The sequence below is a fragment of the Polynucleobacter sp. GWA2_45_21 genome, from assembly GCF_001830325.1.
Lineage (GTDB): Bacteria > Pseudomonadota > Gammaproteobacteria > Burkholderiales > Burkholderiaceae > Polynucleobacter.
Window position 1 is genome coordinate 45,487 of record NZ_MHZG01000011.1, and the last position, 19,869, is coordinate 65,355.

21 protein-coding genes are annotated in these 19,869 nt (G+C 46.0%); all 21 read right to left on the minus strand.

From position 1 onward, the window contains the following. Positions 1 to 63: 63 nt before the first annotated feature. The gene (locus A2X74_RS08405) at positions 64 to 780 is read right to left on the minus strand and encodes a Crp/Fnr family transcriptional regulator (RefSeq protein WP_293627028.1); all 717 of its coding nucleotides are present in this window, start codon (positions 778 to 780) and stop codon (positions 64 to 66) included. Next, entirely contained in the window at positions 777 to 1,400 is a 624-nt protein-coding gene (locus A2X74_RS08410) for a class I SAM-dependent methyltransferase (protein ID WP_293627026.1), read from the minus strand. Before A2X74_RS08410 ends, A2X74_RS08405 begins: the two co-directional genes overlap by 4 nt. 33 nt (positions 1,401 to 1,433) lie before the next feature. Then, on the minus strand, positions 1,434 to 2,642 hold the full coding sequence (locus A2X74_RS08415; RefSeq protein ID WP_293627024.1) for an O-succinylhomoserine sulfhydrylase: 1,209 nt from the start codon (positions 2,640 to 2,642) through the stop codon (positions 1,434 to 1,436). A 69-nt stretch (positions 2,643 to 2,711) separates the two neighbouring features. Then, positions 2,712 to 4,250, minus strand: a complete 1,539-nt coding sequence (purF, locus tag A2X74_RS08420) for an amidophosphoribosyltransferase (RefSeq protein ID WP_293627022.1) — start codon at positions 4,248 to 4,250, stop codon at positions 2,712 to 2,714. A gap of 4 nt (positions 4,251 to 4,254) precedes the next feature. Then, positions 4,255 to 4,821 carry a CvpA family protein gene (locus A2X74_RS08425; RefSeq protein ID WP_293627020.1) on the minus strand — a complete coding sequence of 189 codons (567 nt, stop codon included), beginning with the start codon at positions 4,819 to 4,821 and terminating at the stop codon, positions 4,255 to 4,257. Continuing rightward, entirely contained in the window at positions 4,821 to 5,618 is a 798-nt protein-coding gene (locus tag A2X74_RS08430) for an SPOR domain-containing protein (protein ID WP_293627018.1), read from the minus strand. The genes A2X74_RS08425 and A2X74_RS08430 overlap by 1 nt, the downstream gene beginning before the upstream one ends. A gap of 3 nt (positions 5,619 to 5,621) precedes the next feature. After that, on the minus strand, positions 5,622 to 6,947 hold the full coding sequence (gene folC / locus A2X74_RS08435) for a bifunctional tetrahydrofolate synthase/dihydrofolate synthase (protein ID WP_293627016.1): 1,326 nt from the start codon (positions 6,945 to 6,947) through the stop codon (positions 5,622 to 5,624). 5 nt (positions 6,948 to 6,952) lie between these two features. Continuing rightward, positions 6,953 to 7,840 (minus strand): acetyl-CoA carboxylase, carboxyltransferase subunit beta, encoded by an 888-nt coding sequence (accD, locus tag A2X74_RS08440; RefSeq protein ID WP_293627014.1) that lies wholly within the window; start codon positions 7,838 to 7,840, stop codon positions 6,953 to 6,955. A gap of 22 nt (positions 7,841 to 7,862) precedes the next feature. Beyond that, the gene (gene trpA / locus A2X74_RS08445) at positions 7,863 to 8,660 is read right to left on the minus strand and encodes a tryptophan synthase subunit alpha (RefSeq protein WP_293627012.1); all 798 of its coding nucleotides are present in this window, start codon (positions 8,658 to 8,660) and stop codon (positions 7,863 to 7,865) included. Positions 8,661 to 8,708: 48 nt separating this feature from the next. Continuing rightward, a complete protein-coding gene (gene trpB / locus A2X74_RS08450; RefSeq protein WP_215333246.1) occupies positions 8,709 to 9,902 on the minus strand; it encodes a tryptophan synthase subunit beta in 1,194 nt (397 codons plus the stop codon). 32 nt (positions 9,903 to 9,934) lie between these two features. Then, a complete protein-coding gene (locus tag A2X74_RS08455) occupies positions 9,935 to 10,609 on the minus strand; it encodes a phosphoribosylanthranilate isomerase (RefSeq protein WP_293627005.1) in 675 nt (224 codons plus the stop codon). 38 nt (positions 10,610 to 10,647) lie between these two features. Then, on the minus strand, positions 10,648 to 11,475 hold the full coding sequence (truA, locus tag A2X74_RS08460) for a tRNA pseudouridine(38-40) synthase TruA (RefSeq protein ID WP_293627003.1): 828 nt from the start codon (positions 11,473 to 11,475) through the stop codon (positions 10,648 to 10,650). A gap of 8 nt (positions 11,476 to 11,483) precedes the next feature. Beyond that, complete coding sequence (locus A2X74_RS08465; protein ID WP_293627001.1) at positions 11,484 to 12,869, minus strand: FimV/HubP family polar landmark protein; 1,386 nt, start codon at positions 12,867 to 12,869, stop codon at positions 11,484 to 11,486. After that, a complete protein-coding gene (gene asd, locus A2X74_RS08470; protein WP_293626999.1) occupies positions 12,869 to 14,026 on the minus strand; it encodes an aspartate-semialdehyde dehydrogenase in 1,158 nt (385 codons plus the stop codon). Before asd ends, A2X74_RS08465 begins: the two co-directional genes overlap by 1 nt. A 51-nt stretch (positions 14,027 to 14,077) precedes the next feature. Beyond that, positions 14,078 to 15,151, minus strand: coding sequence for a 3-isopropylmalate dehydrogenase (gene leuB, locus A2X74_RS08475; protein WP_293626997.1), 1,074 nt, complete (start codon positions 15,149 to 15,151; stop codon positions 14,078 to 14,080). Positions 15,152 to 15,174: 23 nt separating this feature from the next. Further along, positions 15,175 to 15,822: a 3-isopropylmalate dehydratase small subunit gene (gene leuD, locus A2X74_RS08480; protein ID WP_293626995.1), complete on the minus strand. Its 648-nt coding sequence runs from the start codon at positions 15,820 to 15,822 to the stop codon at positions 15,175 to 15,177. Positions 15,823 to 15,850: 28 nt separating this feature from the next. Then, the gene (locus A2X74_RS08485) at positions 15,851 to 16,057 is read right to left on the minus strand and encodes a hypothetical protein (RefSeq protein WP_293626993.1); all 207 of its coding nucleotides are present in this window, start codon (positions 16,055 to 16,057) and stop codon (positions 15,851 to 15,853) included. 11 nt (positions 16,058 to 16,068) lie between these two features. Continuing rightward, on the minus strand, positions 16,069 to 17,478 hold the full coding sequence (leuC, locus tag A2X74_RS08490; protein ID WP_293626991.1) for a 3-isopropylmalate dehydratase large subunit: 1,410 nt from the start codon (positions 17,476 to 17,478) through the stop codon (positions 16,069 to 16,071). An 18-nt stretch (positions 17,479 to 17,496) separates the two neighbouring features. Next, on the minus strand, positions 17,497 to 18,810 hold the full coding sequence (gltA, locus tag A2X74_RS08495) for a citrate synthase (protein WP_293626989.1): 1,314 nt from the start codon (positions 18,808 to 18,810) through the stop codon (positions 17,497 to 17,499). 82 nt (positions 18,811 to 18,892) lie between these two features. Further along, on the minus strand, positions 18,893 to 19,165 hold the full coding sequence (locus tag A2X74_RS08500) for a succinate dehydrogenase assembly factor 2 (RefSeq protein WP_293626987.1): 273 nt from the start codon (positions 19,163 to 19,165) through the stop codon (positions 18,893 to 18,895). Beyond that, positions 19,162 to 19,866, minus strand: coding sequence for a succinate dehydrogenase iron-sulfur subunit (locus A2X74_RS08505; protein ID WP_015421181.1), 705 nt, complete (start codon positions 19,864 to 19,866; stop codon positions 19,162 to 19,164). The genes A2X74_RS08500 and A2X74_RS08505 overlap by 4 nt, the downstream gene beginning before the upstream one ends. Positions 19,867 to 19,869: the final 3 nt, after the last annotated feature.

Here is a 19,869-nt window from a genome sequence, read left to right on the forward strand (position 1 = left end):
TCCAAATTAGCTTCTGCATTAAATATAAAAAGCTGCTTCGGCAGCTTTTTTATCGCCTAACAGTTATGTGCTTGTCTGTGAAAACACCTTTAGCTTCTCAATGCTGGGTATTTGAACGCTCAGGCGGGAGACATTTGAAATAATTCCCTGGTCAGCCATAGAGGCTAGTGACCTGCTGATAGTCTCAAATTTGACGTCCATCATGAGACCCATATCTTCACGTTTAAATAATGGGGCAATGGCCATATCACCAGAAATCTTTGCAACCCTTAAAAAGAAACGGGCTAGACGCACTTCAATTCGACCAGTATTGATTTCAGAAAACCACGACTCGGATTGAGCGAGAGCCTCACCCCATTTCTTGACAATCTGACGATGCAAGCGAGGGGACTCCTCACCTAAAGAAGAGATGATTTTTTTGGGAATACGGCAAAGATGGATATTAGACAGTGCGGCAGCTGAATGCCCATAACTATCACCTAGCAGTGCCTCCATACCGAATAAATCTCCGGGAGCTACCAGGCGAACAATTCTTCCAGAACCATCAGGGTTGATATGAAGTAACTTGATATACCCATCTCTGAGGGTATATACATATTCAGCCGCATCCCCTTGTGTGTAGATGCTGCAGTTCGCCTCAAATCGAAGATCATCGATTGGCTCATGTATCTTGGAAAAATCATCCTCGCTCAACTCGGAAAAAAGAACCGAGCTTCTAATTGAGCAGGAATTGCAGTCACTATTCCCCTGCCAGGCACTTTTGATTTCAATGGTCTTCATGGACTCTTTTTAGCAACCATACCGAGTAAGGCTGACATGCCAGTATGTCTAGCACCTTCAGACAATTCCTTTTCGTAACACTGAAGATCTAGAATTTCAAATTCCTGACTAAGCTCACGAATCATCTCTTCGGTATAAAGATGCTCGATTAAAGATGGACCGCCCGTCTTATATTCCAACTGCTTTGGCGTATAACCCTGGAGTATAAAAATACCACCTGGTTTCAAAGCCTGATGAACTTGCTGAAAGATTCTAGCTCGCATCTCTGGATCTGCAAACTGAATAAAGATAGCAATGATTGCATCATACGAATTAGTCTGCCAATTAAATCCATCCGTATCGCAGAGGCTATATTGAATATTAACTTGGTTATCTTTTGCAAACTGATTGGCCTTGGCAAGTGCAATATCAGAAACATCAAAACCGGTGACATACATTCCCTGCTTAGCAAGCCAAATGCCATTACGCCCTTCCCCATCAGCAATGCAGAGAATGGAAGAATTCGGCTTTAAATATTGGGATGCCTGCTCAACAAGATACTCATTTGGCTCTTTACCAAAGATAAACTCTTCTTTATCAAAGCGCTGATTCCAGAACTGGGTAGCATCGGTAAAGGACATGTAAATTGTGGTCCTCAATTAGTGTTTATGAAATTACTTCTTCAGACCGCCAACGAGGTCATTCTTTAAATCAATCACATTCTCAAGACCAACTGCAATTCGAACAAGGCCATCAGTGATGCCGGCCGCCTTACGGGCTACTGGACTAACGCGGCAATGTGTTGTTGTTGCAGGGTGAGTAATTGTTGTACGAGTATCACCAAGGTTTGCAGTAATGGAGCAAAGCTTGGTTTGATTAATCAATTTGAATGCAGCCTTCTTTCCACCTTTAAGCGTGAAAGATAGAATAGCGCCACCCGCCTTTTGCTGGCGCTTAGCCAAAGCGTGCTGAGGGTGCGACTTCAGTCCTGGATGGTAGACGCGCTCTACTCCAGGCTGCTTTTCTAGCCACTGGGCAATCTCTAAGGCATTTTGACTCTGCTGCTTCATACGCAATTCGAGGGTTTCCAAACCCTTCAAGAACACCCAAGCATTGAATGCTGAGAGTGTTGGTCCAGCAGTTCTTACATACGGGAATACTTTACCCATAATGAAATCATTGCTGCCCACAATCGCACCACCAACCACCCTACCTTGGCCGTCCAAGTATTTTGTGGCTGAATGAATGACTACATCAGCGCCTAATGAGAGCGGTTTTTGCAATGCGGGTGTGCAGAAGCAGTTATCAACAGCAAAAAGTGCGTTCGCCTTCTTCGCTATCGTAGAAATTGCTTTAATGTCTGCAATCTCAGTCAAGGGATTAGAAGGCGTTTCTAAATAGAACAGCTTAGTATTTTCTTGGACGGCACTCTGCCAAGCCTTGGTATCAGATAAATCCACATAAGTGGTTGTAATGCCAAAGCGTCCCAAAATATTGCTAAACAATTGGATGGTTGCACCAAATACGGAGCGCGAACAGACTACATGGTCACCCGCTTGCAGATGAGACATCGCCATCGTCAAAATAGCAGCCATTCCCGAAGATGTTGCAATGCAGGCCTCGCCACCTTCCAAGGCAGCAAGACGATCCTGAAACATACTCACTGTCGGATTAGTGAATCGAGAATAAATAAATCCCTGGTCGGCATGGGCAAAACCATCAGCAGCCAACTCGGCACTATCAAAACAAAAGCTAGAAGTGAGGAACATCGCCTCTGAATGCTCTTGGTATTCAGTGGTACGTCGAGTTCCAGCTCGAACCGCTAAGGTTTCAAGCGCAAGTTTTGAGAAGTCAGGTTTTTTGCGGGTAGTTTTACTCTTCATACCGCTATTTTGACACTGAATTGCAGAATTGCCTCAGACACGCATGCCTGAGGAACTCGATCGTTGTTTTTAGTCTTCGGTAGCCAAGTGCAGGTGAAGCTGTGAGCGAGCGAAATCGCTAGAGTCACGTTGACGATCGGCCTTAGCCTCGGAAGTATTACGAGCTGCCTCTAGTGCATCTAGGTAGGACTCATTGATGTCACCAGTAATATAGTTGCCATCAAAACAAGAGGCTTCAAAGTGCTGAATATTGGGATTGATATCCTTTACAGCCTGCTTCATATCTTCAACACTTTGGTAAATCAGTTGATCCGCGCCAATCATCTTGTTGATCTCTTCGTCAGTGCGACCATAGGCTACTAGCTCACTACGGGTTGGCATATCAATACCATAGACGTTCGGGAATCGCACAGGAGGTGCAGCAGAAGCAAAAATGACTTTCTTTGCACCAGACTCCCGCGCCATCTGCACAATCTCAAATGAAGTTGTGCCGCGAACAATAGAGTCGTCCACAATCAATACCGTCTTATCTTTGAATTCAATACGCATTGCATTGAGCTTTTGACGTACAGACTTCTTTCGAACTGCCTGGCCAGGCATGATGAAGGTGCGGCCAATATAACGATTCTTAAAGAATCCTTCGCGGTAATCAACACCTAGACGTTTGGCAACCTGCATTGCTGCTGGACGACTAGAGTCTGGAATTGGCATTACAACATCGATCTCACCAGGGATAGTTTCTTTACGAATCTTCTCAGCAAGGTAATCACCCATACGCATACGTACGTTGTAAACAGTAACGCCATCAATCGTCGAGTCTGGACGAGCCATGTAAACGTATTCAAAAATACAAGGCGTTAGAACAGCGTCAGGAACACATTGGCGTGAATAGAAATTACCATCTAAATCGATATAAATTGCTTCACCTGGATTAACGTCACGCACAAAAGTAAAGCCAAGACCATCAAGCGCAACAGACTCAGAGGCAATCATCCATTCAGGCCCCTTAGGGGTATCAATGCGCCCGATACATAATGGGCGAATACCGTATGGGTCGCGAAATGCTAATAAACCATAACCAGCAATCAAAGAAACAACCGCATAAGAACCCTTAACGCGCTTAGTTACCTCAGTAATCGCATTAAACATCGCACCCTCATCCAGTGCCGCGCTATTGGTTTCTTTTTGAAGCTCGTCAGCCAAAACATTTAGCAGTACTTCCGTATCAGAGCTCGTGTTGATATGGCGACGATCACGGTATGCCATCTCTACACGTAGGCTAGCTGCATTAGTGAGATTGCCGTTATGCGCCAAGATAATTCCATATGGAGCGCTTACGTAAAAAGGTTGAGCCTCTTCTTCGCTGCTAGCTGAGCCTGCAGTTGGATAACGTACCTGGCCGATGCCAGCGTTACCGATCAAGCTACGCATATTACGAGTTCTAAATACATCTCGAACTAGACCGTTTGCTTTATGCATCGTGAATGAGTTGCCATTCATCGTTGCCATACCGGCAGCATCTTGACCGCGATGTTGCAAGAGCAACAAAGCGTCGTATATGAGCTGATTAACTGGGGAGTGGGAAACTGTTCCAACAACGCCGCACATAAGCCTAGATCCCTATGGTTAATGAAGGTGTTACGGTAGGAGTAATTTTAGGCATTGAATCGCCTAATTGCTTTGCCCAATCCGCAGGCAACCAAGACTTAATTAAGCCGGTTGCCATATCGATTGCTGGGCGTGTAATAGCCTTTTGCCAAGCTGCGCTTTGCGGTATTGGTGTAAGCGCTGCCAAGGTAGCCATCACAACGACGACCAAGCCACCACGGACTAGACCAAAAACCAAACCTAAAAAACGATCGGTCATACTCAAGCCAGCAGATAAGATAATTTTTTGAATGACGTTGCCGATCAATCCGCAAACAATCAAAGTCAAAATAAACAGAATCAGAAAGCTGACTCCCAAACTCAATAACTCATCCATATGAAAGGTAGATAACCATTCAACAGAAAGATAATTGGTGTAGTGATAAGCAACCCAAGCTGCAACAAACCAAGATGCAAGCGCCAAGACTTCCTTAAATAAGCCCCGAGAAATTCCTACCAAAGCAGAAACCAATAGCACTACCAGGGTGAAGTAATCCACCGTAGTTAATTTTAGGGTGGATAAAAATTCCATTAAGGGTTCCCAACCTCAACCAGTCTTGGGGATAAACCCATGGCTTTCACTTTTTTCTCTGCCGCTTCAGCCGCATCCTTATCAGTAAATGGGCCTGCCCTCAAAACATACAGCTTGACACCATCAGCACCGTTTTTATTAATTACATAATTCGGGATCTTTTGATCCTTCATCTTGGTGATCCAGCCTTTTGCACGCTCCTCGGAAGCAAAGGCACCAATCTGAATAATGTACTTAACGGAGCCCGCCTTTTTAGGGGGCTCTTCAGTTTTAGATTTAGGAGTCGCATTTGGGACAGCAACTACCTCTTCACCGACTGCTAGACCTATCGTTGAGTTAACTTTAGGCGTTGCAATATTGGGCTTGGTTTCGGGTTTGACATCAGGAGTTGAGGTAACAATATTTTCTTTAGCCTGAGAAACTTCTTTTCCTACAATTGGAGCGGGAATGGAAGCGACTGGCTTAACCTTCTCTTCATTTGCTGGCATAGCAGCATTGGGAGCAGGAAGACTAGTCACAATATTCACAGCAATATCGTTGTTCACAGACTTAGGCTTGTTATCCAAGATGCGAGGTAGGCCGACAACTGCAATTAATACCAAGACTGCGGCACCAATTAAGCGATGGCGGGCACGCTGTTGCTCTGGATCTTCGGTAAGCGCAAGCTCTTCATCTTCTTGAGCACGCTGAAAACTACGGGGGGCTAATTTATTGACGGTGCGACGACCCCTCACCGAACCTTGATCAAGGTCTTCAGTCTCAGGGTTTCGCTTAAAAAGCTTCGGTAAACGAATCATGGATCAATGCGCCTGGTTATTTCGATATGCCAATACGCCGGCAACGGTATAGAAGGATCCGAAGATGACAATTCTATCACCCTCACCTGCCTTAGAAAGCGCTTTTTGATACGCTGCAGCAGGATCCGGAAAGCACTCAATACCGCCATCTTCCCCATTTTTAACAGCTACACCAAGCTCCACCAGCTTGTCAGATAAGGCAGAAGCTTTAGCGGCACGAGGAGTTGGCAAATCAGTGCAAAACCAGAAGTCAACACTGTTCAATAAAGGCTTAATAACGCCTGCTATATCTTTATCGGCCATTGCGCCAAAAATAGCGTAGGTGTACGGGTGATAACCCATTTTATCTAGGCCCTGGCCTAAGGTTGCGGCCGCATGGGGATTATGGGCAACATCTAAAACGATGGTTGGCTGGCCTGGAAGAACTTGAAAACGGCCAGGCAACTCCACCAATGCAAATCCATTACGAATATCTTGTGCGCTGACTGGGAGGCGTTGATGAAGTGCCATCAAGGCGGCGATCACAGCAGAGGCGTTAAGAATTTGATTGGCACCTCGCAAAGCAGGATAGCCAAGACCGCTAAAGCGTTTTTGACGCCCTGCCCAACCCCACTGCTGCTTATCACCCTGAAAGTTGTAATCACGGCCTTGAAGCCATAAGTCACAACCCAGTTCTTCAGCGTAGTCAATCAGAGACTGTGGTGGCACCGGGTCACCACAAACCGCAATAGCGCCAGCGCGGAAGATACCCGCTTTTTCTCGTCCAATAGCTTCGCGAGTGTCGCCGAGAAAATCAGCATGGTCAATATCAATACTGGTAACTATGGCGCAATCTGCATCAACAATATTGACAGCATCTAATCGTCCACCCATACCAACTTCAAGCACTACAGCATCTAAATTCGACTTGGAAAATAAATGCATGATTGCCAGGGTAGTGAATTCAAAATACGTTAGCGTTGGCGCATCCACTAAGCTAACTCTCGCATGCTCTACCGCAGCAAAATGCTCCAGCAAGAGATCGTCTTTAACTTCCTCACCGTTGACCCGAGCGCGCTCATTAAAAACGAGTAAATGAGGAGACATGTGGCAACCCACTCTATACCCAGAAGCCAGCAAAATGCTTTCAAGATAGGCACAGGTAGAACCCTTGCCATTAGTCCCGGCAACAGTGATCACAGGGCAATCAAAATGAAGGCCTAAAGCTTCTTTGACTCGATTGATGCGATCAAGACCCATGTCGATGCCGACTGGGTGGGCTGTTTCAAGATGGCTCAGCCAAGCCGTCAGGCTAGAAAACAGAATGGGGGGTTGGTGTGCGGAACTCAAGCGCTTTATACAGCTGCGCTACCCGCAATCGCAGGCTCAGGAAGCTGCTGGAGCAATGCCAAGAGACGAGCGATTTCACCGCGCATTTGGCGACGATCCACAATCATGTCAATACCGCCCTTTTGCAACAAGAACTCAGAACGCTGAAAGCCTTCTGGCAATTTTTCTCGAACAGTTTGCTCAATAACACGCGGACCTGCAAAGCCAATCAATGCTTTTGGCTCAGCCATCACTACATCACCCATAAAAGCAAAGCTGGCAGAAATTCCACCCATGGTTGGATCGGTTAAGACGCTGATATATGGCAAACCTTTTTTAGACAACAAAGTCAGCATGGAGTTTGTTTTAGCCATCTGAAAAAGAGACAGCAAGCTTTCTTGCATGCGCGCGCCACCTGTTGCCGTAATGCAGATAAATGCACACTTCTTAGCAATAGCCTCTTGAACGCCTCGAGCAAAACGCTCGCCAACAACTGAACCCATGGAGCCGCCCATATATTGGAACTCAAAGCAAGCAGCCACTACCGGGATGCTTTCAATCTTTCCACCAAGCACAATTAAGGCTTCAGACTCACCAGAGGCATCATTGGCCTCCTTAATACGGTCTGGGTATTTCTTGGAATCTTTAAATTTAAGCGGGTCGGTTGGATAGATATCGGCACCAATCTCATAGCGACCCTTTTCATCCAACAGGCTATCCAAACGCAATCGTGCACCGATACGCATATGGTGACTGCATTTTGGGCAAACCGATAAATTGGCTTCAATATCAGTGCTGTAAAGGACCGTTTCACAGCCAGGGCACTTAACCCATAGACCCTCTGGTACGGATTTGCGATTCGCAGGATCCGTATGTTGGATTTGTGGGGGTAGTAATTTATCGATCCAGCTCATCAGTTTTTAACTATCCAGTGCATTAACTATCTAAAGCGACGCGAATTTCACGTATAAAGGTTTCCAGCGATTGTACCGCCTGGCCAGGGGCAGAATCCTCTAAAAGACGAATAATTCGACTGCCAATTACCACCGCATCCGCTGTTTTTGATACTGCACGGGCACTTTCAGCATCATTAATGCCAAAACCCACCGCAATCGGGATTGGAGTGGCTTCACGGATCTTAGGGATGATGCTGGCCACATCCTGGGTATTTAGGTGGGAGGCACCAGTTACACCCCGCATAGAGACGTAATAGATATAACCAGAAGCTATTTTGGCTGCATCTTTTATGCGTTCTGGTGATGAAGTAGGCGCCAATAGGAAAATTGGGTCAACACCAGCAATTTTCATTCGAGCAGCAAAGTCCTCACACTCTTCTGGCGGGTAATCCACAACAAGAACACCATCAACACCAGCAGCTTTAGCCTCTGTTGCAAAGCGTTCTGCACCCATCTGCTCAACAGGATTGGCATATCCCATCAAAACTACTGGGGTATTGCTATCAAGCTTGCGAAACTCCTTCACCATCTCCAAACAGCCATGCAAAGTCACACCCTGAGTGAGCGCTCTTTCAGACGAACGTTGAATCACCGGACCATCTGCCATTGGATCAGAAAAAGGCACTCCGAGCTCAATAACATTAGCGCCACCACGAACTAATGCGTGCATTAAATCAACAGTGAGTTTTGGATCAGGATCGCCTGCTGTAATAAAAGGAATCAATCCTTTTTTTCCAGTAGCCTTTAGTTCATTAAACAGTGCAGTAATTTTTGACATGGCAATTCGTAGTTATTATTTTTATGTAAGTTCGTGAGTGACTTCGAATTAACCTTCGGAGCCAGTAGCTTGAGCAACGGTATGCATATCTTTATCGCCGCGACCAGAGAGATTTACCAAGATCGTCTTATCTTTAGAAAGTGTTGGCGCTAATTTGCAAGCATAGGCAATTGCGTGCGAGGACTCTAACGCCGGAATGATGCCCTCGATACGGCAACAATCATGAAATGCTTTCAAGGCTTCTTCATCCGTGACCGCAACATAGTCAGCACGGCCCGAATCTTTCAACCAGGCATGCTCAGGCCCAACACCGGGATAATCCATGCCCGCTGAAACGGAATGTGTTTCAGAAATCTGACCATTCTCATCTTGCAATAGATAAGTACGGTTACCGTGCAATACGCCCGGCTTACCGACACAAAGCGCGGCAGAATGAAGACCGCTATTTAAACCATGGCCTGCAGCTTCAACACCAACCAATTTCACTTCTGGGTAATCAATATAAGGATAGAAAATACCCATTGCATTAGAACCACCGCCAACGCATGCCATGACATAGTCAGGCTGACGGCCAGTCATCTCTGGCATTTGTACTTTGCACTCTTCACCAATGACACTCTGAAAATCTCGGACCATCATGGGATATGGATGGGGACCTGCAACAGTACCGATGATGTAGAAAGTATCTTCTACGTTAGTAACCCAATCACGCATCGCCTCATTCAGCGCATCTTTGAGAGTCTTCGTTCCTGATTCCACAGGAACTACTTTTGCACCAAGTAATTTCATACGAAATACGTTTTGCGCTTGACGTGCTACGTCAACAGAACCTTGATACACAGTGCAATCTAAACCAAAGCGAGCGCAAATTGTTGCTGTAGCAACACCATGCTGCCCTGCCCCTGTTTCAGCAATGATGCGTGGCTTACCCATACGTTTAGCCAGCATTGCTTGACCAATCACATTGTTAATTTTGTGAGCGCCAGTGTGATTTAAATCTTCGCGCTTGAGATAGATCTGCGCACCACCCAACATTTCACTCCAACGCTTGGCGTGATACACAGGTGAAGGACGACCTACAAAATGTTTGAGCTCGTAATGGAACTCTTCTAAGAATTCTGGATCGTGTTGGTATTTTGCGTAAGCTGCTTTGAGTTCATCCAAAGCAAACATGAGTGTCTCAGAAACAAATACGCCACCGTAAGGACCGAAATGTCCTCGTGCATCTGGCTTATCGTACATAAATACCTCTTTTGATTAGTTACAGCAAATAATTAAGGTGATGTGCTTGCGTCTGCCGCTCGCACTGCCTCGATAAACTGCTTCATCAAGGCGTGATCTTTTACACCCTTGCTGATTTCTACGCCGCTTGAGACGTCAACCGCGCAAGGATGAAGACGAGCAATAGCTTCGCCCACGTTGTGAACGTTCAATCCACCACTCAAAACGACCTGAGGCGCGTTTGCGCTTATCCATGCTTGTGGAATTCCTGACCAATCAAAAGGAACGCCCCCTCCTCCATAGCCCTCAACGAGAGCATCGAGCAAAAAGGCATTTGCTTGCCTGTATTGTAGGGAAAAATCGTCAAAGGCGAAGCCTGCTCCAACGCGAGCCGCCTTCATCCAGGGTTGACCTGCCGCTAGGCGCTGGCATTCGGCCGGAGACTCATCCCCATGAAACTGCCATAAAGTGATCGAAGCAGCTGCCCGAATAGCCTCAAATTCGGCATCTGAGGCGTTAACGACCAAGCCCACGGCATCAACCCCAGCCGGAAGCCTGGAAATCAATGCGGCAGCAATATTAGGGCTAACGGCCCTTGGGCTTGGCGGATAGAAAACAAAGCCAACTGCATCTACGCCGGCAGCTACAGCAGCATCAACATCTGAAGGCGTCTTGAGGCCGCAGATTTTGACCCTAGTACGGCCAAGAGAGTTAGTAAGTAAGCCCATATGGGAAATGATAAGGCCTTAGGCAAATAATGGCCTGCCTAGGCGTAAACCGCCTTAGGCAACCAAGAATTAGCTAGCCATGGCCTGGGGATCTGAAACTCGTCTGGATAGCCAATTTGAGTTAAATAGAGACCGGCCGGTGAGAACGTAGGCGCCGCAATACTACGATCCTTTGCCGCTAGGACTTCTGCCATCCACCCTGCTTTTTGCTTGCCAATACCAATTTGGATAAAACTACCAACTAAGTTACGAACCATGTGATGCAGGAAAGCATTCCCTTTAATCTTTAAATAGAGCCAAGGCTCATCAGAGAAAATTTCGATGGAATACATCGTCTTTACTGGGGTCTTACTTTGACACTCCGAAGATCGAAATGAGGTGAAATCATGCTCACCAATCAAACATTGAGCAGCATCTTTCATGGCATCCACATCAAACCAGCGATCTGCTGGCAGCATGACGTAACCCGCGCGGTCTACTGCCATAGGAGAACGGCATGGGCCAGCATGTAATGCGTAAATATAGGTGCGCTCATGTGCAGAATAACGAGCGCTAAACTCTTCTGGCACCACTTGAGCCCAATTAACCACAATCGACTCTGGCAAGAAAGTATTAACCCCTCTAACCCAAGACCAGCTCTCTCGCTCAACCTCAACATCAAAGTGAACGACCTGACCTAAAGCATGGACGCCCGTATCTGTTCTGCCCGCTGTAATGACACGTATAGGATTGGATTTCAATCCATCTGTCCCAACAAAGGCAGAAATAGCCTTTTCTAACTCATCTTGAATCGTATTCCGATTTACTTGGGACTGCCATCCTGAATAAGGGCTGCCATCATATTGAAGGCCTAAGGCGATACGCATAGTAACGTTTAAGAATCTCTCTGCGACAACTCGGTCAGTAGACCTTGAGCCTCAACCGTAATTGCAGGATCAATTGAACTTCCAATGTGGACAATTTCTTGAAGAGATTTTTTGGCTGCGGCGAAATCTTCAATCGTGATGTACGCCCGAGCCAAATTTAACTTCACACGAAGAGCATCAGCCAGCGGATTAATCTCAGCAACTGGAGGCTGAGTCGGTTTTTTAACAGGCGTCAAGTCGAGATCAATTCCAGCGAATAATGCCTTAGCACGATCCGGCATTGCAGTATTCGAAGAATGATGCTGTTGAGGGGTAGCATTTTCATTGGGAATACTCTCTGAAAAATTTCGAGCTTCGGAGCGACGAGCATTTTTGGCTAGCAACCAGAGCAATAAACCAGTAAGCCCCATCAATGCTAATGCGAAGATTGCTGGTGCAAAACCACCCATGCCAAAAGAACCATCATTTTTTACAGGCTCTGCTGTCTTGCCTTTAGCTTGGTCAAGAAGGCGTTGCAAATCAGCAATATTCTTTTCAAGTTCAGCAACACGAATTCGTGTTTGTTCAAGTGCTTTTTCTTGCGCTACAAGATCTTCTGTATAGCGGCGCTCTTCAGAGCTGCCTTCAGTACTCGATCCAATTTTGAGTCTATCTTTAGCTGGTGCATCGGGACTATTCTTTTGAGCATTTGAGCCTTGCACCCCGCTTCTTGTTTCTCGTTCGGCCAACCATTGAGCATTTGACTCGGCCACAAACTGATGAGCCTCTGCCGGACTAATTGAACGTAACAAGGCTTGATTCGGCTGATTAAGCTCAGCACCAGCCTCAAGACGGTTAATGCTGCCACTAGCAAATGCATCGGGATTGGCTTTAAATAAAGCCATCATGGTTTGATCAAGATTTGCGCCCTGCATTTGGGGCGCTAATTGCGCAGCAATTTCAGAAAGGGTTTGACCTTGTCTCACTAGAATTTTCTGAGCGTCGCCAAGGAGCAATGTGTAGGCTTTAGTGATGCTTCCCGCAGACCAATTTAAGGTGACCATAACATCCAAGAATGGATCCTCTGTCATTGGCACAGATTCAACTGTCTCAAGCAGAATCATCAACTGCTCTTGTTGATTGCGATAAATCATCGCCTGAGGATTGAGATCAAGGACCTTTTGAGATATCCCTAATCGGTCATATGCAGTCTTACTAGCAATACTGACATTTAAGCTGGAAAGTGCGGATTGCTCATCAGCACCAACTCGAATTGGAAACTCTACCTTGAGTGGTTCTCCGGGCCTAGAAAGGAGCTTTGGAGAACCAAGGGAAATGGCTGCTGCTGCACAGGACCAACTTAGCCAAACTAAGCAAAGCGCTCTTGCAAACTGAATCTGGCTAAATCTGAACATTAGTGCTCTAACAAGATACGGAGCATGCGACGCAATGGCTCTGCAGCACCCCATAGGAGTTGATCGCCGACCGTAAATGCACCAAGATATTCAGGGCCCATAGCCATCTTATGGAGGCGGCCAATAGGCACAGTCAAAGTACCGCTAATTGCAGCTGGAGACAATTCACGCTCAGTGGTCTCGCGATCATTTGGAATGACCTTAACCCACTGGTTATCGTTGGCCAAAATGGCTTCGATCTCTTTTAGTGGAATATCTTTTTTGAGTTTGACTGTGAGGCCTTGTGAGTGGCAACGCATCGCACCAACACGAACACACAAACCATCAATTGGAATGCTTCCAGGCGTTCTAAATGGAGGACGACCTAAAATCTTATTAAACTCAGCGCCGCCCTTCCACTCTTCCTTGGTTTGACCATTCTCAACGGGGACATCAATCCAAGGAATCAAGCTACCTGCTAAAGGCGTATTGCGGAAATTTTTCTTTGGAAAATCAGGTGAGCGTAAAGTCTCAGTAATCTTACGATCGATATCCAAGATCCAAGAGGATGGATCTGCCAATTCTGTTGCTACGCTATCACGTAAAGCACCCATCTGTAGAAGCAACTCGCGCATATTTTGTGCGCCAGCACCAGAAGCCGCTTGATAAGTCATGGCACTGATCCACTCAACCATGTCGGCTTTAACTAAGCCACCCATCGCCATCATCATTAAGCTAACTGTACAGTTACTGCCAATCCAGTTTTTTCCACCGGCTGCTAATGCTTTGTCAATCACAGGTCGATTTACTGGATCCAAAATTAATACAGCATCATCTTTCATGCGCAATGCACTTGCAGCGTCAATCCAATGACCTTGCCAACCGGCGGCACGTAGCTGAGGGAAAATCTCATTGGTGTAGTCGCCACCCTGACAAGTCAAAATAATGTCGCAACGCGAGAGCGCCTTGATGTCATTCGCATCCAGCAAAGTATTTTCACTCTTAGTGACCTTTTGACCATTTAAGAGTGGCACTTCACCGCCAGCTTGGCTGGTACTAAAAAATACTGGCTCAATAAGATCAAAATCCTTCTCAGCGAGCATTCTCTCCATAAGAACGCTACCAACCATACCGCGCCAGCCGACTAAGCCTACTAATGGTGTTTTTGTATTTGCCATGATGATCAACTATCTATTGAGTGTGATGAATGATTTAAATATATGAAACTCTTATTTTGAAAGAGCTGCTACTACAGCATCGCCCATTTCAACGGTAGAAACTTTTTTCGTACCATCGGTATAGATGTCAGCCGTGCGCAAGCCTTGAGACAAGACTTTTTGCACCGCCGCTTCAATTCGATCGGCTTCCGCAGGCATACCTAAGGAATAACGCAACATCATTGCGGCAGACAGGATGGTTGCTAAAGGATTAGCAATACCTTTGCCAGCAATATCCGGAGCAGAACCATGACTTGGCTCATACAGCCCTTTATTATTTTTATCCAATGAGGCAGATGGCAACATACCGATGGAGCCAGTCAACATTGAGGCCTCATCAGAGAGGATGTCGCCAAATAAGTTCCCAGTCACCACAACATCAAATGCTTTTGGCGCTTTGACTAACTGCATTGCGGCGTTATCAACATACATATGTGATAACTCGACATCAGGGTAATCTTTACCAACGCGAATCATGACATCACGCCACAACTGTGAAGTCTCCAGCACATTTGCTTTATCAACGCTACATACTTTCTTGCCACGCTTGCGTGCCGCCTCAAATGCAACGCGACCAATACGCTCTACTTCTGGCTCGCTGTAATGCATCATGTCGTAGCCTTCACGTGCACCCTTAAACAAAGGTAGCTCAGAAGTACGAATTCCTCGCGGCTGACCAAAGTAGATATCGCCATTCAGCTCACGAATAATCAATATATCCAGGCCACTCACAATTTCTGGCTTCAAGCTAGAAGCAGCTGTCAGTTCGTCATAGCAAATGGCTGGCCTGAAATTGGCAAACAATTCCAAATGCTTACGTAAACCTAAGATAGCTTGTTCAGGGCGGAGTTCACGAGCCAAGGCGTCGTATTTCCAGTCGCCTACAGCACCAAACAAAATAGCATCCGCTTTCTTAGCCAACTCTAAAGTTGCTGGCGGCAATGGATGACCAGAAATATCGTAAGCTGCCCCACCTACAGGAGCAGTCTCAAGATCAAATTTTGGGCCGAGTGCGTTTAATACCTTAACGGCTTCAGCAACAATTTCCGGGCCGATACCATCGCCCGGTAGGACTGCAATTTTCATGAAAGGCCTCTAACTCTATAAAACTACGGCAGTTGTGTCGCAAGCCAAGGCATCTTGAGGATGCGCTCAGCTTCATAAGCCTTGATTTTATCTGCATGTTGCAGGGTTAAGCCAATATCATCCAAGCCGTTAAGCAGGCAATGCTTTCTGAATGGCGCTACATCAAAGCTATAGGAGGTGCCATCAGGGGTAATTACTTTTTGTGCTTGCAGGTCTACCGTGAGCTGATAACCGCTAAAAGCCATGGTTTCATTGAATAAATGGTCTACCTGCAGTTCAGTGAGAACAATCGGCAAAAGACCATTTTTAAAGCAATTATTGTAAAAAATATCGGCAAAACTCGGTGCAATAACAGCTCTAAAGCCGTATTGATCCAAAGCCCATGGAGCATGTTCGCGAGAGCTACCGCAACCAAAGTTCTTGCGGGCCAGCAAAATACCGGCATCTTTATAGCGTGGCTGATTTAGAACAAAATCTGGGTTAATCGGGCGTGTGCTGCAATCCTGACCCGGCTCACCATGGTCCAAATAGCGCCATTCATCGAATAAATTCTGACCAAAACCCGTTTTTTTAATCGATTTTAAGAATTGTTTTGGAATGATGGCATCGGTATCCACGTTCTCGCGATTAAGGGGAGCAACCAATCCTTTGTATACCGTAAATTTTTCCATAATGTCTTACCAGTTCGCTTCTACCGAATTACTTAACGGGGGTTACAACCACATCTTTCCCTTTAGTTTGGGACTGGTTGTTATTGCTGTTGCCGCTACCACCCATTGAATTACCCATCGTTTGCAAATCCTTACCAACGCCTTCCATGGTGTTGGCACACGCAGAGAGAAGTACTCCAATAACTGCAACTGCAGCCAAACGCTGAATCATGGTGAGTGAAGATAATTTAGGCACTGTGCTTTTCCTTAAGAGATCTTGCGAACATCAACAAAGTGACCCTCAATAGCTGCAGCAGCAGCCATTGCAGGACTAACCAAATGCGTTCTTCCGCCATTGCCCTGGCGACCTTCAAAATTGCGATTGGAGGTAGATGCGCAACGCTCACCTGGCTCGAGTCGATCGGCATTCATTGCCAAGCACATAGAGCAACCTGGCTCGCGCCACTCAAAGCCTGCAGCCTTAAATACGCGGTCTAAACCTTCACGCTCAGCCTGTGCCTTGACTAATCCAGAGCCAGGAACGACCATGGCCAACTTCACATTAGCAGCTACTTTTTTACCTAGACGATCAACCACTTTTGCCGCAGCGCGGATATCTTCAATGCGGCTATTGGTGCAAGATCCGATAAATACTTTATCAATCGAAATATTACTTAATGGAGTATTTGGAACAAGATCCATGTACTCTAGCGCACGCTCCATTGCGGAACGTTTATTAGGATCGAGCTCCTTTTCTGGATCTGGAACACGGTCGCTAATTGCGAGAACCATTTCTGGTGAAGTACCCCAAGTGACTTGAGGTGCGATCTCTTCAGCTCGCAACTCAACCACAGCATCAAAATGCGCATCGGCATCTGAATGCAAAGTACGCCAGTACTGTAAGGCATGACGCAAAGCCTCGCCTTTAGGGGCGTAAGGTCTACCTTGAATATATTCGATCGTAGTTTCGTCTACAGCTACAAGTCCAGCACGAGCACCTGCCTCAATTGCCATATTGCAGAGGGTCATGCGACCCTCCATAGACAAATTGCGGATGGCTTCGCCTGCAAACTCAATGGTGTAACCAGTTCCGCCAGCAGTGCCAATCTTTCCGATTACAGCAAGCACAATGTCTTTCGCAGTGGAGCCTGGTTGCAGGCGGCCATCTACCTTGACCAGCATGTTCTTACTCTTTTTCATGAGCAAGGTTTGAGTGGCCAATACATGCTCAACTTCGGATGTACCAATACCAAACGCAAGCGCACCAAATGCACCATGCGTGCTTGTATGAGAGTCGCCACAAACCACTGTCATGCCAGGTAATGTAGCGCCCTGCTCTGGTCCAATAACGTGAACGATCCCTTGACGGAGATCATTCATCTTGTATTGAGTAATACCAAAGGCATCACAGTTTTGATCCAGCGTGTCTACTTGTAGCTTCGAAATCGGATCCGTAATTCCCTCAGAACGATCTGTGGTGGGAACATTGTGGTCAGAAACAGCCAGATTGGCAGAGATTCGCCACACTGGTCGGCCAGCCAGATTTAATCCCTCAAAAGCTTGAGGGCTCGTCACCTCATGCAATAACTGACGATCTATATAAATTGTGGCCGTGCCGTCCTCTTCGGAATAGACGACATGGTCATCCCACAATTTGTCGTAAAGCGTGCGTGACATGTATGCCCTCTAATACTTTTATTTACGTACAGTGATGTTAGGAACTTTACGTGAAGTTTCTCCAACATATAGCTGACGGGGACGACCAATCTTGTACTCAGGATCAGTAATCATTTCTTCCCACTGAGCAATCCAGCCTACTGTTCTTGCTAAAGCAAAAATACAAGTGAACATTTCTGTAGGAACACCTAGAGCGCGCTGAACAATTCCTGAGTAGAAGTCTACGTTTGGATAAAGCTTGCGGCTTACGAAGTATTCATCTTCCAAGGCAATCTTTTCAAGCGTCATAGCCAACTTGAATAATGGGTCATTCTCAAGACCCATCTCTTTCAATACTTCATGGCATGTTTCACGCATCAATTTGGCGCGTGGATCAAAGTTTTTATAAACGCGATGGCCAAAGCCCATCAAGCGAACACTAGAGTTCTTATCCTTAACTTGGGCAATAAATTCACCAATCGTATCTACACCACCATTGGCTTGAATCTCATTGAGCATCTGCAAACAAGCTTCATTAGCGCCACCGTGTGCTGGACCCCATAGACACGCAATACCAGCAGAGATTGCAGCAAATGGATTGGTGCCAGAAGAGCCACACAAGCGAACTGTTGATGTAGATGCGTTTTGCTCATGATCGGCATGCAATGTGAAGATGCGATCCAAAGCGCGAACCAAAACTGGATTGACTTTGTATTCTTCACATGGTGTTGCAAACATCATGCGCATGAAGTTTGCAGTGTATGACAATGAATTATCTGGATAGATAAATGGCTGACCTACAGAATACTTATAGGCCATCGCAACCAAAGTTGGCATTTTTGCAATCAAGCGAATTTGTGCAACTTCACGAGCATGAGGATCGCTGTAATCAATTTCATCATGATAGAAGGCAGCCATGGCACCAACCAAGCCAGTCAATACGGACATTGGATGTGCATCACGACGGAAGCCACGCAAGAAGAATTGCATTTGCTCATGAACCATCGTGTGGTGCATGACCAATTGTTCAAAATCTTTTTTCTGTTTGGCGTTTGGTAACTCACCATTCAGAAGCAGGTAGCATACTTCCAAGAAGTCGCAGTTATGTGCAAGGTCTTCAATTGGGTAGCCGCGATAGAGCAACTCACCTTTATCGCCATCGATATATGTGATTTTGCTATTACATGAAGCTGTAGATAAAAAACCTGAATCGTAGGTGAACTTTCCGGTTTGACCGTAAAGCTTACGAATATCAATTACATCAGGACCAATCGTGCCTTTATAAATTGGCAAGTCGATGTCTGGTGTGCCGTCCGAAAACGATAATTTTGCCTTGATGTCCGATTCAATCATTTCTAATCCTTAGTCATTCAAATTGATGATTAATACACTATTTGATCATGCGTCTGTACTGCTGTTGCATTCAAGGGCTGAATTACTTCTGTCTCAGCTTTTGTAAAACCGCCTTAAAGGCAACTTCTTCTTGCAAATCTTTTTCCAGCGCTTCTACAGAATCTTTGCGACCAATCAACAAATCCATCAGGTCGTTATCTTCCAAAGAAAATAGCTGGGTTAATACTTTTCCATCTTCTGCGCTAAGTTGATCACCATAGCGACCAAAGAAACGCTGCAGAATTAAATCGTTTTCAAGTAAACCCCTGCGGGCATCACTCTTTAGACGATATAACTCTGCATTACTCAGGATCATACTGCCCTGCGTACCATCAATTCCTTGATCTTCCCAATTGCCTTGGTCGGATTCAAATGCTTAGGACAAACGTCCACACAGTTCATGATGGTGTGGCAACGGAATAAACGATACGGATCTTCCAAGTTATCCAAGCGCGCTGCAGTATCTTCATCACGACTATCAGCAATAAAGCGATACGCCTGTAGTAAACCTGCTGGGCCAACGAATTTATCTGGATTCCACCAGAAAGATGGGCATGAAGTTGAGCATGATGCGCACAAGATGCACTCATACAAACCATTCAACTCTTCACGCTCTTCAGGACTCTGGAGACGCTCTTTCTCAGGGAATGGATTGTCATTTACCAAATAAGGCTTGATAGACAAATATTGCTTGAAGAACAAAGTCATGTCGACAATCAAATCGCGAACAACTGGCAAGCCAGGCAATGGGCGCAATGTAATGACTTTAGGCAAAGTCAACATATTGGTTAAACAAGCCAAACCATTCTTACCGTTAATGTTCATGGCATCAGAGCCACAAACACCTTCACGGCAAGAACGACGATAGGAAATGGTCTCGTCTTGCTTCTTCAGAGAAATCAAAGCGTCTAACAACATACGCTCACCAGTCAATTCAAGCTCATAACGCTCCATGCGTGGGGCTGCATCGACATCTGGATCGTAGCGGTAAATTTCAAATATACGAATATCACTCATTTT